The following is a 17,797-nucleotide window of genomic DNA, read 5'->3' as shown; positions in this document are numbered from 1 at the left end:
CCTTATTCCTCTGCGCCAGCATGAGCTGCATGGCTCATATGCATAGAATGACCTGTAGACGCTTCTTGCGAATCTACAGGAGCGTGACCTTTATGGTGCTCATGACCAAACTTGAGAACAATGTCGTCATAGAGGTTAGGTTTCACGCTAGAGAAGTAGGTAACAGGAACATTCATGCTTGGCTTCGCGACTTCATCGAAAGCTTGCATTGTGTCCATTGTTTTAGGTGAAGCTTTCACCTTTTGTACCCACTCATCAAAACCTTGGCGGTCTGGCGTTGCAATCGCATTAAACTTCATATCAGAGAAACCATGACCACTATAGCTTGCTGAGAAGCCTTTATAAGTACCCGGTTCATTAGCGATTAAATGAAGTTTTGTTTGCATACCAGCCATTGCGTAGATTTGCCCACCTAAAGATGGAATGAAGAACGAGTTCATCACAGAATCAGACGTAATTTTGAAATTAACTGGTACACCAGTAGGGAATGCAATTTCGTTAACTGTGGCAATACCTTGCTCTGGATAAATAAATATCCATTTCCAGTCAGCAGAAATGACTTCAATGGTGACAGGTTCCTGATCACTAACTAATGGCTTATAGGGATCAAGCTCATGAGTCGTTTTCCAAGTGATAGCACCTAGAATAATGATAATAATGATAGGAACAGTCCAGCAGACCAACTCAATTTTATTTGAGTGAGCCCAGTTAGGACGGTATGTTGCTGATTTATTGGATTCACGATATTTCATTGCAAAGATAAATGCCATGAAAATTACTGGAATCACAACAATGAGCATTAAGCCGATTGCAATAAGAATCAGCTCTTTTTGTTTAACGCCAACAGCGCCTTTTGGATCCATCAGCACCATATCGCAACCGCCTAGTAATAAGGCAGCAACAACCAGTGAGATTGCCCCAATGCTTTTTTTGTAGTTCATAAGTCTCATCCACGACCCCAAATGACAAAGATTCTAATTGTCGTTTCATCAGTGGGGGCATTCTACGGTAACGTTATGTTAGTGTAAACAATTGTAAGGTAAAGAAATCGAATTGTTAGCTCTTTATGTTAATATGATCACATGTGAAGGATTTATAGCAAAAAGGTTAAAAATAATGCGAGTGGACGTTTTGATGTGATAAATATTTGCTAATAATAAAATAACTTTGTAATTTTTCAAAGAAAAATATACATAAATGCACTCTAAAAAAGAATGGATTAATTGTAAGAATGGAATAGGAATGGTTACTAAAAATATATTTTTATGCCGATAAGACAAAAAATCTTGTCTTATCGGTGAAATAATAATAAATAATCTTAATGCATTGAAAATAAATAAGAAAATTTATTTTTTGGAAAAATCATACTAACGGCTTAGAACGTGTATTTTAATGTGTAAATAATTCCGTCCTGATAAAAATCTTCACCCAGTTTATTATCTGCATAACGATATTGCACACCAGCAGCTAAGTTTGGAGTGGCATTCCACCAGAATGCAAGGGCACCATTGACGCCATCACGACCACCATTGCCGTAGCGTTTATGGCGAGCAAACTCCATTTCATGCCAGTTGGTGATCATGAAGTTTTCTTCAAACACTTTGAAACCATAGCCAGCTACCCAGCCAACAACATAACCGTTGTTACCTGAATAATAAGTTTGATCTACATAATGTAGAGCAACAAATGGCTTGAACCAGAAATCACCAAAGCCAGTGTTATAGCCTAAGCCGTATAACGTGTTAACTTCATGGAAATTCCCACCATATTTAGCACCCGGTAATGACCAAGTACCATACACGTGCCCGTAAGCGTTAAAACCTGTATCACCTAAATAGACTCGAGCTGTGGTTTTAATGGTGTAGCGTTGGTTACGACCTGGCTCAGTACGACGTTTATGAAATGGATTTTCAACATCAAAAAATCCATATAGCTCACCCCAATTGAAGTTAGCGCCGCCTTCTAACTCAATGTAAGCAAAATCTTTTTTGCGTGATGTGTATTCTGATTTGGTTTCTGTTCGGTGAGACCAATCTAAATAGTTGACATTGATGTCCGCGAAACCATTCTGATAGCCAAGAAAGTCGTCAGCATTAGCTGTTCCAGCAAGGGATGCAAGTGCTGCGACACAGAGAAGTTGTTTTTTCATGATATATTATTTTCGTTTGAGTATTAACGGAAATTATTAATTATTTAGCTTAAAAGCTGGGTTGCCCTAAACGTGTGAGATATTAGACTTTTATGCTGTAATTAAGAAATAAATTTCAGTAATTAAGTGATGTTTATCACGGTATAAAAGAGAATATATCGATATTTGCTAGTTGGATCTAATTTGAGAGGCGAATAAAAAACCGAAGTGAAGTAGTTTCACTCCGGAAAAGTTTATAGAATTAATAATTTATTTCTTAACTATTGAGCGTGATTTGATACGACTCGGCGAACAGCAAAGAAATCAAGGCAGCCACCGACAATTAAACTAATTGCGCCTATACAGACACCAATATTGAATATCATGTCCTTATAATTAGGAAGCTGTAGCCAGAAAGAGAGATGGTTGAGGAATAAATAGGCTTTAACAGATGCAAAGGAAGTAATAAGCAATGTTAACAGCCAAAAACCAAGAATAGCAACGGCAATGAGCAACGCATAAACGGCTATCTTGTAGGCTTGGGCATACTGTTCTCGGCGTTGAAATAACCCAGTATTCTGCGTATAAACCAATGAGGTTCGACAAGCGAGAAGCAGCAAAATACCTGGAACTGCGACAATGATAGAAATTAAATAGAACATAGGCCAGCCATACGCACTGACGGTAATACTTGCGATAGGACCTATATATACACGCCCAACAGCTGAAAGAGCTGAAAGAAGCGCAAATTGTGTTGCAGAAAGTGACCGATTACAGAGCGTCATCAGTAAGGCAACAAAAGCAGCCGTGCCCATACCGGAAAAAATATTTTCCAAGAATATGATACTTCCCATACTAATTATATTTGGTGGTGTGACCGCAAGGAACCAGTACCCAATGTTCGAGACGCCTTGCAAAATACCAAAGGCGAATAGGGCATTAAATAAGCTCATGTTTTTCATGAGATAGCCACCAAACAATGCACCTATAATGGTTGCAGCCATACCAACCGTTTTATTAACAGCACCCACTTCACTCAAACTGAAGCCTAGCCCGTTGAGTAAAAAGTTAGTATTGAGTGCCATAACAAAAGCATCACCCATCTTATAAAAGACAAGCAGTAATAGAATTAACCATGCATTGTTCCGACTAAAAAATTCGGCGAGTGGTTCATAAATCGCTTTTTTTAATGAAGTGGGCGCAGTGCCGTTATCTTCTGGCTCTTTCGCTAATAAGGTTGCTACTACACCAATTAGCATTAACCCTGCCATCAATAAATAAAGCTGTTTCCATGTTAAAAATTTATCAGCCATCCATAAAGCAAGGCCGCCAGAGACTAACATACTGATCCTGTAGCCCATGACTGAAACAGCAGCACCAAATCCACGTTCTTCAGCGCTCAGTAAATCTGTTTTATAAGCATCAAAGACAATATCTTGTGAAGCAGAGCAAAAAGCAACAATGACCGCTAAAGCGGCAAGCCACCATAAATGCTGGCTAGGATTCATGAAACCCATTGCGGCGATACTAATAATAAGTAAGATTTGTGTCGTTAATAACCACCCGCGGCGACGGCCTAAAAATGGGGGAGTATATCTGTCCATCATTGGCGACCAAAGAAACTTCAATACATAGGCTTGACCTACAAGAGAAAAGAAACCAATGGTTTTGATATCAATATTTTCGACAGTTAGCCAAGCTTGTAATGTGCCAGCGGTAAGTGCTAGAGGAAGGCCAGAAACAAAACCTAATAGGATTAAAATGACGGAATTAGGTAAAAGCGCACGGGACATAATATTCCTATAATTGGCCTGAGTCATTGAACATTTTAGAAGCAATTTTATTCATGTTTCTTATATTCAATTAGTTGATTTTATTAAAATTACTGGTTTTATCTAAGTTAGCGTAATGTACTTAAGATTAGTCGATTTACGGTTTCATCATCCAAACAAAGTCCCTTCATATAAAGTGATACGTCCTGAATTGACTTCCACAACTGTGTATTTATTTAGCATGGTATAGCAAAAACAGTTAAGTTTTCTTAATCATACTTAATAATATCTAACAACATAAATAGGCGCGCTAACGGACTAATAGCCTAATAAAATTAGGCTATTAGTAAAATAAAATTAGCACTATTACCGAGCATTTTGTTTGATAAATTGGGTTAGCTCTTGGTCATTGGCCATATCATTAATTAAGTCAGTTAACGCAGTATTCAGTGCCTTTTCTATTTTCTCGTTGCTTGCACCTAATAATTCTTGGTTATTATAGTTACGTGTAAACGTGCGAGATTTAGTTGAGCCGTTAGGCGCCGTTGCAGTAACGGTGACACTTGAATTAACTGTAATGTTATGACGTAAGCTACCTTCATTAACTTGAGCATTTAGTTGGTTCAACTGTACAACTAAATTTACATTCGCAGGTGAGGAGATCATAAAGCCTCTAGCGGCCATCTGTTTTTCAACGGCTTCTTGCATTAAATAACGCGGATCACGTGAAGGAGATAGCACAACTAATGCGCCGTTACGATTAACTTCTGCGAGTGATTTTGAGGTTCTATTATCAACACTGCTGACACTAATTGAAGTGGCATTAAGTGTTGGATTTTTGTTCGGCAGCGTAATTTTAGGTTCGAGCGATAACGTGTTGTTACTTGCTGCGCAACCAGCAAGAAGAAATAGAGCAATAAGTGGAAAACAGAGTTTTCTTAACATAATTTTACCAGTCCATCTTTCCTAATTGAGTATGTTCCATAATGGTGCGAGCGAAATGGGCTATCACTAATCCATCAAATAGTTATATAAACAATAATGATACAAATAGTCAGTAACACAAATCTTGTGATTCACTATCTGACACTAAAGTGTTTATCCAATAGCGCCTATGCGCAATTGAATGTTTAAAACTTTACATCATTCAGACCAATTTTATGAACAGTTAAACGAAAATTTCAGAAAAAATTCGTTCAGCTGGAGGAATAATATCATTGGAAAATGATTTGTCTCTACCACACATTGACTGCAAGATAACAAAAAATAATAGAGTTAACTAAAATATATTGATATTTGCTGGTTTTTTATGCAAGTTATGCGGCTTCTTTTATTACCGATTTAATGTCAAGTTAGCTTTAATTATACTTAATTTAGCTGATTGTTTTTTCAATGGTTTGTTATTATTTAATCAACAAACTAAAATAAATATTATTTTTAATAAGGAGTTGTTATGGTTGCTAATGCACCGCAGAATATGCAGTCTTGCATTGAGCAAAAGTTGTCTGCGGCCTTTGAACCAAGCCATCTTGAAGTGCTGAATGAAAGTTATCAACACAATGTACCCGAAGGTTCTGAAAGTCACTTTAAAGTTATTTTAGTCAGTGCAAAATTTGAAAATAAACGTATGGTAGGTCGTCACCGTGACATTTATGCTATTTTGGCTGATGAATTGGCGGGAAGTATTCATGCATTAGCTCTGCACACCTATACTCCAGCAGAATGGGAAGCACTTGCGGATACCACATTAAATTCTCCTGCTTGCCGCGGTGGTGGTAAAACAGTCAGTTGATTGACAGAATTTTGTTTTGTTGTCATTTTAATTAAAAATTGATTTATTTTTTATGGTGTCATCATTTGTACTGATGAGCGTTTTTTGCAAATTACGTTACTTTAGTGCGTTTTTTGAACATTTGTTGCCTGTAATGAAGAACGGGGAAAAGGAATATGGTGTCTTTTGTCCGGCTTTTCTCGACTCAGAGCATCTGCATCGGTATAATGTTGCGTCTAATTTTCAGTAAGGTTTCGGGACGCTTCTGATATCAGGGATGAACGTTGTGAAAGCAACGCCCCGGTTCTGGAAGGGAGATGGTCATTATTTGTTAATAGATAATGGCATAACTCTGGAGTAGACCGATCACTAAGATTTTTTTTGAGGTAAAAAGATGCAAGTTTCTGTTGAAACGACTCAAGGCCTTGGGCGTCGTGTAACAATCACCGTTCCTGCTGCCGATATTGAAAAAGCAGTAAACAGCGAGTTAGCTAGTGTTGCAAAAAAAGTTCGTATTGATGGTTTCCGTAAAGGGAAAGTACCAATGAACATCGTTAAACAACGTTATGGTGCGTCTGTAATGCAAGACGTTCTTGGCGATGTTATGCAACGTAACTTCATCAACGCTATCGTTGAACAAAAAATCAATCCAGCCGGTGCTCCAAGCTATAAGCCTGAGATGCTCGAAGATGGTAAAGATTTCGTTTACTCTGTTGAGTTTGAAGTTTACCCAGAAATCGAATTAAAAGGTCTGGAAACAATCGAAGTTGAAAAACCAGTTGTTTCTGTTAAAGACGAAGATCTGGAAAATATGCTAGATACTCTGCGTAAGCAACAAGCAGAGTGGAAAGAAGTGGCTGATGCCGCTGCTGCTGATTCTCGCATTACTATCAACTTCACTGGTTCTATCGATGGTGAAGAATTTGAAGGTGGTAAAGCAGAAGATTTCGCACTCGTTATGGGTGAAGGTCGAATGATCCCTGGTTTCGAAGAAGGCATCATCGGTCATAAAGCGGGTGAAGAATTCGATATCGAAGTTAACTTCCCAGAAGATTACCACGCTGAAAACCTGAAAGGTAAAGCGGCTAAGTTTGCAATCGTTCTGAAAAAAGTAGAACAACGTGAACTGCCAGAATTTACTGAAGAGTTCATCAAACGTTTTGGTATCGCTGATGGTTCTCTTGATGGTCTGCGTGCAGAAGTGCGTAAAAACATGGAACGTGAGCTGAAAAATGCGGTACGTAACCGTGTTAAAGCACAAGTTCTTGAAGGCTTGATTAAAGCGAATGAAATCGAAGTACCAGCAGCGGTTGTTGATGGTGAAATCGATGTTCTGCGTCGCCAAGCTGCTCAACGTTTCGGTGGTAACGAAAAACAAGCGATGGAATTACCACGTGAATTGTTCGAAGAACAAGCAAAACGTCGTGTTGTTATCGGTTTACTGCTAGGTGAAGTGATCAGCAAAAATGAGCTGAAAGCAGACGAAGAGCGTGTTAAAACACTGATCGAAGAAATGGCATCTGCCTATGAAGATCCATCAGAAGTTATTGAGTACTACAGCAAAAATAACGAGCTGATGAACAGTGTTCGTAATCTAGCACTAGAAGAACAAGCAGTAGAAAAAGTTCTTGAGTCAGCTAAAATCACTGAAAAAGAAACTAACTTCAATGAGCTAATGAACCAAGTTCAAGCTGGTTAATTTTTCTTTTTGATTTATTCTGAATAATAAACCCGTGGTCTTGCGCTGCGGGTTTTTTGTCAATTAGAATACCTAGCGCTTTAAAAATAACATTTACAACCAAACGATAATATCTGCATTGTTGTATAACATTAGCTTATTATTGATATGTTTTATGGTGTATATGTTGGTATATTTGAGTTGTTATTGTTTGTCAGATGCGGTTTTATCTGTATGCACAAATCCGTGAATCCTTACAGACTTGTGTTAAACTATTCCATAGAACGTCTTGTTTACTGCTGTATACTAAGTCTATTACTGCTCATTTTACGAGGGATTCAAATTAACTCGAATAAATAAAAAATATGAGTAGATAATAAAATTATGCTAAAGACAGGAAATTTTTAAAGACAAACTGTTTATTTGTGGCACGATCCTTGCCCAATAGCCGGACAAACAGCAAATTTAGGCGTAAGCACCAGAAAGTTTTTAATAGGAGATTTCGATGTCACATTTTGGCAGTCAGGAAAAGCTAGCATCCCAAATGGCATTAGTGCCGATGGTCATTGAACAGACCTCTCGGGGTGAACGTTCATACGATATTTATTCACGTCTGTTAAAAGAACGTATTATCTTCTTAACTGGTCAAGTTGAAGATCATATGGCGAACTTGATTGTCGCACAGATGCTTTTTTTGGAAGCAGAAAACCCAGAAAAAGATATCCACCTTTATATTAACTCACCAGGTGGTGTGATTACTGCGGGTATGTCTATCTATGACACAATGCAATTTATTAAACCAGATGTCAGCACAATTTGTATGGGGCAAGCTTGTTCCATGGGGGCTTTTTTATTGACAGCTGGTACTGAAGGTAAACGTTTTTGCTTACCTAATTCTCGCGTTATGATCCACCAACCTTTGGGTGGTTACCAAGGCCAAGCGACAGATATCGAAATTCACGCACAAGAAATTTTAAAAGTAAAAGCGAGAATGAATGAATTGATGGCGAAACACACAGGTAAGTCCATCGAAGAAATCAACCGTGATACTGAACGTGATCGTTTCTTGTCTGCAAATGAAGCGAAAGAGTATGGTTTAGTCGACCATATTTATACTAGCCGTTAATAGATTGATATATTAAGTAAAATAAAACTTATTGATATCAAAGAATTTTTTCGCCTTGTTTTTTTATAGATATTGAATAAACAAGGAAATGTAATTATAAGTGAGGTTAACTGATGACAGAAAAGCGCAAAGAGGGGTCAGGTAAATTGTTGTACTGCTCTTTCTGCGGTAAAAGTCAGCATGAAGTTCGTAAGCTGATTGCCGGTCCGTCTGTCTATATCTGTGATGAATGTGTCGACTTATGTCTTGATATCATTCGTGAAGAGATCAAAGAACTTGCTCCTCATCGTGAGCGCAGTGCACTGCCGACTCCACATGAAATTAGAGAGCACCTTGATGACTATGTTATAGGCCAAGAACAAGCTAAAAAAGTTTTAGCTGTTGCGGTTTATAATCACTATAAGCGTTTACGCAATGGTGATACGACAAGCGAAGGTGTTGAATTAGGTAAAAGTAATATTCTGCTGATTGGTCCTACTGGTAGCGGTAAAACATTACTTGCAGAAACGCTTGCTCGTTATTTGGATGTTCCATTCACAATGGCGGATGCAACGACATTAACTGAAGCAGGTTATGTGGGTGAAGATGTTGAAAATATCATCCAAAAATTACTGCAAAAATGTGACTATGATGTAGAAAAAGCACAACGTGGTATCGTTTATATTGATGAAATTGATAAGATTTCTCGTAAATCAGACAATCCATCAATTACTCGAGATGTTTCTGGTGAAGGTGTTCAGCAAGCATTGCTGAAACTGATCGAAGGGACAGTTGCTGCGGTTCCACCACAAGGTGGTCGTAAGCATCCACAGCAAGAATTCTTGCAAGTTGATACCTCAAAAATATTATTTATTTGTGGTGGTGCTTTTGCTGGTCTTGATAAAGTCATTAGCCAACGTTTAAATACACATTCAGGAATTGGATTTGCTGCTGAAGTCAAAGGCGAGTCAGAAAAAGCAACTGAAGGTGCATTGTTAGCGCAGGCGGAACCAGAAGATTTAATTAAATTTGGCTTAATTCCTGAATTTATTGGTCGTTTACCCGTTGTTGCAACATTGACCGAATTGAGTGAAGAAGCATTAATTCAAATCTTAAAAGAGCCAAAAAATGCACTAACTAAGCAGTATCAAGCGTTATTTAGCCTTGAAGGTACTGAGTTAGAGTTCCGCGAAGAAGCATTAAAAGCCATTGCCAAAAAGCAATGATTCGTAAAACAGGCGCTCGTGGTTTACGTTCAATTGTTGAAGCCGCACTGCTTAACACAATGTACGACTTGCCTTCGATGAGTGATGTTGAAAAAGTTGTTGTTGATGAAAATGTGATTAATGAACAATCCGAGCCATTGTTGATTTATAGCAAATCGGATGCTCAAGCTTCTGGCGATAATTAATAGCGAAAGCTGAACTTAAACTGTTGTGAAATTAAAATGAGGGATTTTCCCTCATTTTGTTTTTTATATTTAAGGTCGCTATTGAATGCTAAAATCTTGACCCCATATAGTTTATATTCTGAGTGTGGTTTCTTATTTTTTATATTTTTTATGAAGTATTAAATCTTAGTTAGAAACCCTTAAACTAGCGCAAGCTAAACGAAGAGAGAGCTTTATGAATCCAGAGCGTTCCGAACGCATTGAAATACCAGTATTGCCTCTGCGTGATGTAGTGGTATACCCACACATGGTGATCCCACTGTTTGTTGGACGTGAAAAATCCATTCACAGTCTGGAAGCAGCGATGGATCATGACAAGCAAGTGATGCTGGTTGCGCAAAAAGAAGCCTCGACTGATGAGCCGGGGGTAAATGATTTATTTTCTGTTGGTACAGTAGCTTCTGTCATTCAAATGCTGAAACTGCCTGATGGGACAGTGAAAGTATTAGTTGAAGGTCTGAGAAGAGCACGTATCAGTAGCTTAACAGATAATGGTGAATATTTTTTAGCTCAAGCTGAGTATTTACCCTCTTTAGCCGTTGAAACTGCTAAAGAAAGTAAAAAGAGCAAAAAAGGTTATAGTGAAACTGAAGCAAAAGAACGTGCTTCTGAGCAACTTGATGAAAAAGAACAAGAAGTGCTTTATCGCACGATTGTTAATCAGTTTGAAAGTTACATTAAACTGAATAAAAAAATTCCACCTGAAGTGCTCACTTCACTACATTCAATCGAACAAGATCAGCTAGATAAACTTGCTGACACAATCGCATCTCATATGCCATTAAAATTGGCAGACAAACAGCGCGTGCTGGAGATGGCGAATATTGTAGAGCGTATTGAATTCTTGATGGCAATGATGGAATCAGAAACCGAATTGCTACAAGTTGAAAAGCGCATACGTAATCGCGTTAAAAAACAAATGGAAAAAAGCCAGCGTGAGTACTATTTGAATGAGCAAATGAAAGCGATTCAAAAAGAACTTGGCGAAATGGATGATGCTCCAGATGAATATGAATCGCTGAAACGTAAAATCGAAGAAGCTAAAATGCCAAAAGAGGCGCATGAAAAAGCAGAAGCAGAATTGCAGAAGCTAAAAATGATGTCTCCAATGTCAGCTGAAGCGACAGTGGTTCGTAGCTATATTGATTGGATGGTTCAGGTACCATGGCATGCTCGCAGCAAAGTTAAAAAAGACTTGGTGAAAGCGCAAGAAGTCCTTGATACAGACCATTATGGTTTAGAACGTGTAAAAGAACGTATTTTAGAATATCTTGCAGTACAGAGCCGCGTTAGCAAAATTAAAGGGCCAATCCTGTGCTTAGTTGGGCCTCCTGGTGTAGGTAAAACATCTTTAGGCCAATCTATTGCTAAGGCAACAGGTCGTGAATATATCCGTATGGCACTCGGTGGCGTTCGTGATGAAGCTGAAATTCGCGGTCACAGACGGACTTATATTGGTTCTATGCCGGGTAAACTTATTCAGAAAATGGCAAAAGTTGGTGTTAAAAACCCACTGTTCCTGCTGGATGAGATAGATAAAATGTCTTCGGATATGCGTGGTGATCCTGCATCAGCGCTTCTTGAGGTGTTAGATCCAGAACAAAACGTTGCATTTAACGATCACTATCTAGAAGTTGATTATGATCTTTCTGATGTCATGTTTGTTGCGACATCGAACTCGATGAATATACCAGCACCTTTGTTAGACCGTATGGAAGTTATCCGTCTTTCTGGTTATACCGAAGATGAGAAACTGAACATTGCGAAACAACATTTGTTATCAAAACAAATTCAACGTAATGCGTTGAAAAAGGTGAATTAACGATTGATGATAGTGCACTAATCAGCATTATTCGTTATTACACTCGTGAAGCTGGTGTGCGTAGTCTTGAGCGCGAAATTTCTAAATTGTGCCGTAAAGCCGTTAAATCTTTATTAATGGATAAAAAGCTTAAGCACATTGAAATTAATGCCGATAATTTAAAAGATTTCCTCGGTGTGCGTAAATTCGATTACGGTCAAGCAGATACGGAAAACAGAGTAGGTCAAGTTACTGGCCTAGCATGGACTGAAGTTGGTGGTGACTTACTTACCATTGAAACAGCCTGTGTTCCTGGTAAAGGTAAATTAACTTATACCGGTTCTCTTGGTGAAGTCATGCAAGAATCAATTCAGGCTGCATTAACGGTTGTGCGTGCTCGCGCTGAAAAATTAGGGATCAATGGTGATTTCTATGAAAAACGCGATATTCATGTGCATGTGCCTGAAGGTGCGACACCAAAAGATGGACCAAGTGCGGGTATTGCAATGTCAACAGCTTTGGTATCTTGCTTAACAGGCAATCCAGTTAAAGCTGATGTGGCAATGACGGGTGAAATTACACTAAGAGGTCTTGTTTTACCGATTGGTGGTTTGAAAGAAAAATTATTAGCAGCACATCGCGGTGGCATTAAAACAGTTTTAATTCCATTTGAAAATAAACGTGACTTGGAAGAAATTCCTGAAAATGTGATTGCGGATTTAGATATTCATCCGGTTAAAACCATTGAAGAAGTGCTCTCTTTGGCTTTACAAAACCCACCATTTGGTGCGGAAGTCGTAAAAAACAAATCGAAAACAGTGAGCTGAATCAAGAAGTTCATATAAATATAAGGCTGACAGTGCGTTTAGGACTTGTCAGTCTTTTTTTTCGTCGTTAATTTAAGGAACATCCTGATAACTATTGGATATAACAGTTTTCTTGCCATTGGCATTCAGGATTGATATAACGGCTGCATCATAATTAGCTAACTAACCATTAATCTAATTAAGATCATAGTCAAAACTAATATGGGGATGATAAGAGTGAATAAGTCTCAACTGATTGATCAAATCGCTTCTGAAGCGAATATTTCTAAAGCAGCAGCGGGTCGTGTTGTAGATGCATTTGTTGCGTCAGTAACAGATACTCTAAGCAAAGGCGATGATGTAGCTTTAGTTGGATTTGGTACATTCACCGTTCGTGAACGTGCAGCTCGTGTAGGGCGCAACCCGCAAACAGGTAAAGAAATTAATATTGAAGCGGCTAAAGTGCCAGCTTTCCGCCCAGGTAAAGGTTTAAAAGACGCGGTTAATGGTTAATTAAGTCTATTTTAAGTTTGCTTTATTTTGCAAAACTAACACTGACTGAATACTTTTAATCGGCTAAAATAGAGGCGCATCATGGAAATGGTGCGCTTTTTTTTCAATCTGGGTTAAGATTAGCGTATTATTAGAAAATTGTATTTAACAAAGCGGAGTAAAGCCTTTTTATGATGGACAATCTACGCACGAAGGCGAACAGTCCTTTTATCAAAGTGCTACTGGCTATAATTATACTGTCATTCGTGCTGACAGGTGTTGCCGGTTACGTTATTGGCGGTTCAAGCAATGATGCTGCACAAGTTAATGGACAGTCGATTAGCAGGGAGCAATTACAACAGGCTTTCTCGCAAGAACGTCAATCTTTGCAAAACTATCTTGGTGATAAGTTCTCAGAAGTTGCTGGTAATGAAGAGAGCATGAGATTACTGCGTCAACAAGCTTTAGATAACTTGATTAATAGTGAGCTAATTAATCAATATGCAAATGAATTAAATCTATCTGCCAGCGATAAACAAATTGAACAAGCCATTTTTGCTATGCCAATTTTCCAAACAGATGGCCAATTTGATAGTGAAAAATATAAACGTATCCTGAATCAATATAATGTTAATGCTGATAATTTCGCTGCTCAAATCCGTGGTGATTTAGTGCGAACACAATTAGCAAAAGCATTCACAGGAACAGAATTTGCTTTGCCTTCTGAAGTTAAGCAATATGCAGAGCTATTTTTACAAGAGCGTGAAATCCGTACTGCAACGCTATCTTTAGCGAATGTTGAGGCTAAACAGTCTGCAACAGATGAAGAGATTAAAGCCTATTACGATATGCATCAAAATAGCTTTGTCTCACCTGAAAAAGTTCAAGTAAGTTATGTTGTTATGGATGCTGCGACAATGCCAGAACAAGTGGTTACTGATGAAGAACTGAAAGCTTATTACGATCAAAACTTGAAGAATTATACTCAAGCGGAACAAAAACATTACAGCATGATCCAAGTTGCTTCAGAAAAAGAAGCTCAAGCAATCGCGGATGAGTTGAAAAAGGGTGCTGACTTTGAAGTCTTAGCAGCTGAAAAATCAACTGATAAATTCAGTGCATCAAATAAAGGTGTGATTGGTTGGATGGAAGCTATCTCAACACCTGCTGAAATTGTTAATGCTAATCTTTCTGAAAAGGGGCAAATTTCGGCACCAGTTGAGTATGGTACCAATTTTGTTATTTTCCGTTTAGATGATATTAAACCTGAAAATATCAAACCTTTTGATTCAGTGAAAAATGATTTAAAAGCAACATTAACTCAAGAAAAGAATGTTAAACAATTCTATGATTTACAACAAAAAGTTAGTGAGGCTGCAACGAATGATAATGAGTCTTTAGCTTCAGTTGAAGAAGTTTCAGGACTGAAAATCATGACGACAGGTTGGTTTGATAAAAATAACCCACCTGCTGAATTGAATTTCCCAGCTGTTATCAATGAAATTTTCAGTGAACGTTTAGTCGATCAAAATGGTTCAACGAGTGTTAACTCTGATGTTATTAACGTTGAAGGTGACCGAGCGTTTGTTGTTCGTGTTACACAACATGAGCCAGAGAAAATTGAACCATTAGATACAGTTAAGTCAGATATTGAGACGTTAGTTAAGAAGCAAAAAGCCAATACTGAATTAAAAGCAGAAGGTGATAAATTACTGGCTGCGTTAAAAGCGGGCGAAGGAGATGCTGCATTAGTTGCTGCGGGCACTCAATTTACGGCGTCAGAAACGGTTTCTAGAGCTATGCCACAAACGCCTATCATTTCAGCGGCAATGGCAATGCCTAAACCTGAAGCAGGTAAGGTAACGTATATAGCCGCTCGTGATGCCCAGGATAACCTTGTTCTTATTCAACTTGATAAAGTCACACCAGGAAAAGCAACAGAAGAAGAACTGGCTACTTTAACGAAAGAATATAAAGGTATGATGGAAGCTGCAATTAATGAAGCTCTCATGTTGAACCTGCGTAATAATGCGAAAGTTGAAGTGCTTAACTTAGAGTAATTTGCGAAGCGCTTCACAGTTTATTGTGTAATGATGTTTTATCTAAGGCCACCTTTGGGTGGCCTTTCTCATTATGAATTTCCTGAAAAAGCTTTTGTATCCTGATTTAGGCATTGTGGGATCTCCAATTTAGATAGGAGAAAACAATAATGAAATGGATGAAAGTATTCAAACAAGGTCTTAATTGTATATTGGTTATCTTTACTCTTTTTGCCTATTCACAACCAGTGATAGCTAAAAAAGTTGAACCTGAAAAACAGGTTATGTCGGTTAATTCTAAAAAATCAGTAGAGAAACAGACGGAACAACAAAAAGTTTTAGATTCCAATAAAGTTAATATTAATCAAGCTGGTATTGAAGAGTTAGCCGAAAAACTTAATGGCATTGGCATACAAAAAGCAAAGGCAATTGTGGAGTATAGGGAAAAGTACGGAGCATTTAATAGCTTGGAAAATATACTCGAAGTTTCTGGAATTGGACCTGCGTTCTTAGAAAAAAATCGCGATAAATTAATTCTCTAAAACAAGGAATGCCCATAATTTATTTGTTATGGGCATTCCTCATGATGTGATGGTTTTTTATTAGATGATTTTGGTTGTGTTGCCTCATTTTATAAAGGCGGTTCATTTACGCTATTTTTATGAGATTTTGATCACGAGTAATAAATTATTTTGAGAAATATTTTAATTATTTGTTATCTTTTTGTAATAAAAAAAGAAACTGGTCGGAGTAGTTATGGCAACACAAATCAAAGTTTATGGTCATCACATTGATGTTTTTAATCATGTTAATAACGCACGCTATTTAGAGTTTTATGAGGAAGCCCGCTGGGCTTGGTTAGAGAATCACAACTTACTGAATTTTTTATTGAAAAATAACCTTGGTATGGTTGCTGTAAATATTAATATTAATTATTGCCAAGGTGCGGTGCTTTTTGACCAGCTGACTGTGATTTCTCGGTTGGAAAGAATAGGGACAAAAAGTGCTTCATGCTATCAACAAATTATTCGAGAGAAAAACGGTAAGAAAACGTTGATCTCGGATGTAACGGTGACTTTTGTATTCGTTGAGTTAGCAACAAATAAGTCCGTTGTTATCAGTGGAGAATTACTTGAGCATCTTGAACCGTTATTGCAAGGTGAGTCTGATCAATTTATTGAGGTTAATTAATCATTCACCGGAAAATGTGAGAATCTATTTTCCGGTGAAGAAATTCTTATAATATTAGTTAAGGCCAGTAAGTTTTTTCAAAGATGCTAAAATGGCTTGTTTATTAGTTAAGTACTCAGTTAAACCTTTACTACGCAAATGGCATGCAGCGCAATCTTTGCAGCCGTCACCTTGAATACCGTTATAGCATGTTAGAGTCTGCTCACGAATTGTTGCTAAGTGACCGTAATAATCAGCGAGTGCCCAAGTTTGAGCCTTATTCAGCCACATTAAAGGGGTTTCGAAACGAATATCTTTGGCAAGACCCAGATTAACGGCATGATTAAGCGCTTTAACGAACTCATCGCGGCAGTCAGGATAACCAGAGAAATCCGTTTCACATACGCCAGTGATAACTGATTCTGCTTGTATTTGATAAGCATAAATAGCGGCTAGCGTAAGGAACAGAATATTACGACCCGGTACAAAAGTACTAGGAAGCCCACTCGCTTCACTTTCAGTGAAATTTGGCACGGGAATATTATCTCGAGTAAGACTGCTAATAGCGAGTTCATTAAGAAGTGTCACATCTAAAACTTTATGTGCTGTAGCCCCTAAATCATGGCTCAATTTTTTAGCGACTTCAATTTCGAAACGATGGCGTTGTCCGTAATCAAAGGTGATACAATGCACTTCATCATAATTTTTTAGTGCCTGAATTAAACAGGTTGTTGAGTCTTGTCCACCACTAAAAACGACAACTGCGCGTTTCATAATTATCTCCTATTGCTGAATGAAAATGATATCGATTATGTTACCTATCACCTTGCAAATGTTGGTGGGTAATTATCATAATCACGCTATCTTTGGATATTTGACACGATAGTTATCATTTATTGATTAATTGATTGTACTGTAATGCAACTAATTAGGTAAAATCACATTGTTCTTTGGATAAAAATTCTTTGGGTAATGGCTGCCATTTTATTACAAGCGCATAGAGGTGAGTAAACATGTTAGATAAAATTGATAAAAAATTACTTCGTTTGCTACAAAATGACAGCGGTCTATCGCTAAGCTCGCTTGCAGAATCAGTCAATTTAACATCAACACCTTGTTGGAAAAGATTGAAACGTTTGGAAGATGATGGTTATATTCGTGGCAGAGTCACATTGCTTGATGGCGAAAAATTAGGGTTAGGGTTAACCGTTATTGTGATGATCAAAACTCAGCATCATAACAGTGAATGGTATGAGCAATTCGTCACATTTGTTAATCAACTTCCTGAAGTATTAATGTTTTACCGCATGGCGGGTGAATACGATTATTTGATGCAAGTTGAAGTCAAGGACATGAAATCTTATGATCTATTTTATAAAAAATTAGTCAATGGCGTTCATGGGCTAAACGATGTGACTTCAAGTTTTGCTATGGAAAAAATAAAATATACAACAGTTTTGCCTATTCCTGAATAACCTATGATTTATATTTAACCTATTGTATTATCTAGGGTAAGTCTAGATAGCTAAATCTATTTCAGTCATAGCTATAGTAAACCTTATTTTTACTTATTAATGACCTAAAG

At 37.7% G+C, this 17,797-nt stretch carries 13 protein-coding genes and 2 pseudogenes; 10 read left to right on the top strand and 5 right to left on the bottom strand.

Translation table 11 applies throughout. The features are described 5' to 3' along the window. Nucleotides 1–2: 2 nt before the first annotated feature. From cyoA to OO7_RS14740, 4 genes are all read right to left on the bottom strand, one after another. A complete protein-coding gene (gene cyoA, locus OO7_RS14755) occupies nucleotides 3–950 on the bottom strand; it encodes a cytochrome o ubiquinol oxidase subunit II (protein ID WP_043892737.1) in 948 nt (315 codons plus the stop codon). A 425-nt stretch (nucleotides 951–1,375) separates the two neighbouring features. Next, a complete protein-coding gene (locus OO7_RS14750) occupies nucleotides 1,376–2,149 on the bottom strand; it encodes a nucleoside-specific channel-forming Tsx family protein (RefSeq protein WP_008916733.1) in 774 nt (257 codons plus the stop codon). 260 nt (nucleotides 2,150–2,409) lie between these two features. Further along, nucleotides 2,410–3,921 (bottom strand): muropeptide MFS transporter AmpG, encoded by a 1,512-nt coding sequence (ampG, locus tag OO7_RS14745; RefSeq protein WP_008916732.1) that lies wholly within the window; start codon nucleotides 3,919–3,921, stop codon nucleotides 2,410–2,412. Nucleotides 3,922–4,266: 345 nt separating this feature from the next. Beyond that, the gene (locus OO7_RS14740) at nucleotides 4,267–4,845 is read right to left on the bottom strand and encodes a YajG family lipoprotein (RefSeq protein ID WP_008916731.1); all 579 of its coding nucleotides are present in this window, start codon (nucleotides 4,843–4,845) and stop codon (nucleotides 4,267–4,269) included. A 508-nt stretch (nucleotides 4,846–5,353) separates the two neighbouring features. Here OO7_RS14740 and bolA point away from each other — a divergent pair. The 9 genes and pseudogenes from bolA to OO7_RS14695 all read left to right on the top strand — a co-directional run bounded on the left by bolA (nucleotide 5,354) and on the right by OO7_RS14695 (nucleotide 16,233). Next, on the top strand, nucleotides 5,354–5,692 hold the full coding sequence (bolA, locus tag OO7_RS14735) for a transcriptional regulator BolA (RefSeq protein ID WP_008916730.1): 339 nt from the start codon (nucleotides 5,354–5,356) through the stop codon (nucleotides 5,690–5,692). A gap of 373 nt (nucleotides 5,693–6,065) precedes the next feature. After that, on the top strand, nucleotides 6,066–7,370 hold the full coding sequence (tig, locus tag OO7_RS14730; protein WP_008916729.1) for a trigger factor: 1,305 nt from the start codon (nucleotides 6,066–6,068) through the stop codon (nucleotides 7,368–7,370). A 484-nt stretch (nucleotides 7,371–7,854) separates the two neighbouring features. Then, nucleotides 7,855–8,475 (top strand): ATP-dependent Clp endopeptidase proteolytic subunit ClpP, encoded by a 621-nt coding sequence (clpP, locus tag OO7_RS14725; RefSeq protein ID WP_008916728.1) that lies wholly within the window; start codon nucleotides 7,855–7,857, stop codon nucleotides 8,473–8,475. A gap of 113 nt (nucleotides 8,476–8,588) precedes the next feature. Continuing rightward, nucleotides 8,589–9,865 (top strand): annotated as a pseudogene (gene clpX / locus OO7_RS14720) (ATP-dependent protease ATP-binding subunit ClpX). 214 nt (nucleotides 9,866–10,079) lie between these two features. Further along, nucleotides 10,080–12,532 (top strand): annotated as a pseudogene (lon, locus tag OO7_RS14715) (endopeptidase La). Between the two features lie 216 nt (nucleotides 12,533–12,748). Continuing rightward, entirely contained in the window at nucleotides 12,749–13,024 is a 276-nt protein-coding gene (hupB, locus tag OO7_RS14710; protein WP_008916723.1) for a nucleoid-associated protein HU-beta, read from the top strand. A gap of 170 nt (nucleotides 13,025–13,194) precedes the next feature. Next, on the top strand, nucleotides 13,195–15,063 hold the full coding sequence (ppiD, locus tag OO7_RS14705; RefSeq protein ID WP_008916722.1) for a peptidylprolyl isomerase: 1,869 nt from the start codon (nucleotides 13,195–13,197) through the stop codon (nucleotides 15,061–15,063). A 149-nt stretch (nucleotides 15,064–15,212) separates the two neighbouring features. Beyond that, entirely contained in the window at nucleotides 15,213–15,584 is a 372-nt protein-coding gene (locus OO7_RS14700; RefSeq protein WP_008916721.1) for a ComEA family DNA-binding protein, read from the top strand. 214 nt (nucleotides 15,585–15,798) lie between these two features. After that, entirely contained in the window at nucleotides 15,799–16,233 is a 435-nt protein-coding gene (locus OO7_RS14695; RefSeq protein WP_008916720.1) for an acyl-CoA thioesterase, read from the top strand. A gap of 54 nt (nucleotides 16,234–16,287) precedes the next feature. Here the strand turns inward: OO7_RS14695 and queC are convergent, their stop codons facing one another. Continuing rightward, nucleotides 16,288–16,986, bottom strand: coding sequence for a 7-cyano-7-deazaguanine synthase QueC (gene queC / locus OO7_RS14690; RefSeq protein WP_008916719.1), 699 nt, complete (start codon nucleotides 16,984–16,986; stop codon nucleotides 16,288–16,290). Between the two features lie 239 nt (nucleotides 16,987–17,225). Between queC and OO7_RS14685 the strand changes: the two genes are divergently transcribed. Continuing rightward, nucleotides 17,226–17,687 (top strand): Lrp/AsnC family transcriptional regulator, encoded by a 462-nt coding sequence (locus OO7_RS14685; protein ID WP_008916718.1) that lies wholly within the window; start codon nucleotides 17,226–17,228, stop codon nucleotides 17,685–17,687. Nucleotides 17,688–17,797: the final 110 nt, after the last annotated feature.

Origin of the sequence: Providencia sneebia DSM 19967, assembly GCF_000314895.2 — a bacterium.
Taxonomy (GTDB): Bacteria; Pseudomonadota; Gammaproteobacteria; order Enterobacterales; family Enterobacteriaceae; genus Providencia; species Providencia sneebia.
The sequence above is the reverse complement of the archived record's forward strand: the minus strand, read 5'-3'. Positions and strand labels throughout refer to the sequence as shown.

Excerpts from the sequence above, each read along its gene's own strand:
- cyoA (WP_043892737.1), bottom strand. The coding sequence starts at position 950 with ATGAGACTTATGAACTACAAAAAAAGCATTGGGGCAATCTCACTGGTT.
- OO7_RS14750 (WP_008916733.1), bottom strand. The coding sequence starts at position 2,149 with ATGAAAAAACAACTTCTCTGTGTCGCAGCACTTGCATCCCTTGCTGGA.
- ampG (WP_008916732.1), bottom strand. The coding sequence starts at position 3,921 with ATGTCCCGTGCGCTTTTACCTAATTCCGTCATTTTAATCCTATTAGGT.
- OO7_RS14740 (WP_008916731.1), bottom strand. The coding sequence starts at position 4,845 with ATGTTAAGAAAACTCTGTTTTCCACTTATTGCTCTATTTCTTCTTGCT.
- bolA (WP_008916730.1), top strand. The coding sequence starts at position 5,354 with ATGGTTGCTAATGCACCGCAGAATATGCAGTCTTGCATTGAGCAAAAG.
- tig (WP_008916729.1), top strand. The coding sequence starts at position 6,066 with ATGCAAGTTTCTGTTGAAACGACTCAAGGCCTTGGGCGTCGTGTAACA.
- clpP (WP_008916728.1), top strand. The coding sequence starts at position 7,855 with ATGTCACATTTTGGCAGTCAGGAAAAGCTAGCATCCCAAATGGCATTA.
- ppiD (WP_008916722.1), top strand. The coding sequence starts at position 13,195 with ATGATGGACAATCTACGCACGAAGGCGAACAGTCCTTTTATCAAAGTG.
- OO7_RS14700 (WP_008916721.1), top strand. The coding sequence starts at position 15,213 with ATGAAATGGATGAAAGTATTCAAACAAGGTCTTAATTGTATATTGGTT.
- OO7_RS14695 (WP_008916720.1), top strand. The coding sequence starts at position 15,799 with ATGGCAACACAAATCAAAGTTTATGGTCATCACATTGATGTTTTTAAT.
- queC (WP_008916719.1), bottom strand. The coding sequence starts at position 16,986 with ATGAAACGCGCAGTTGTCGTTTTTAGTGGTGGACAAGACTCAACAACC.
- OO7_RS14685 (WP_008916718.1), top strand. The coding sequence starts at position 17,226 with ATGTTAGATAAAATTGATAAAAAATTACTTCGTTTGCTACAAAATGAC.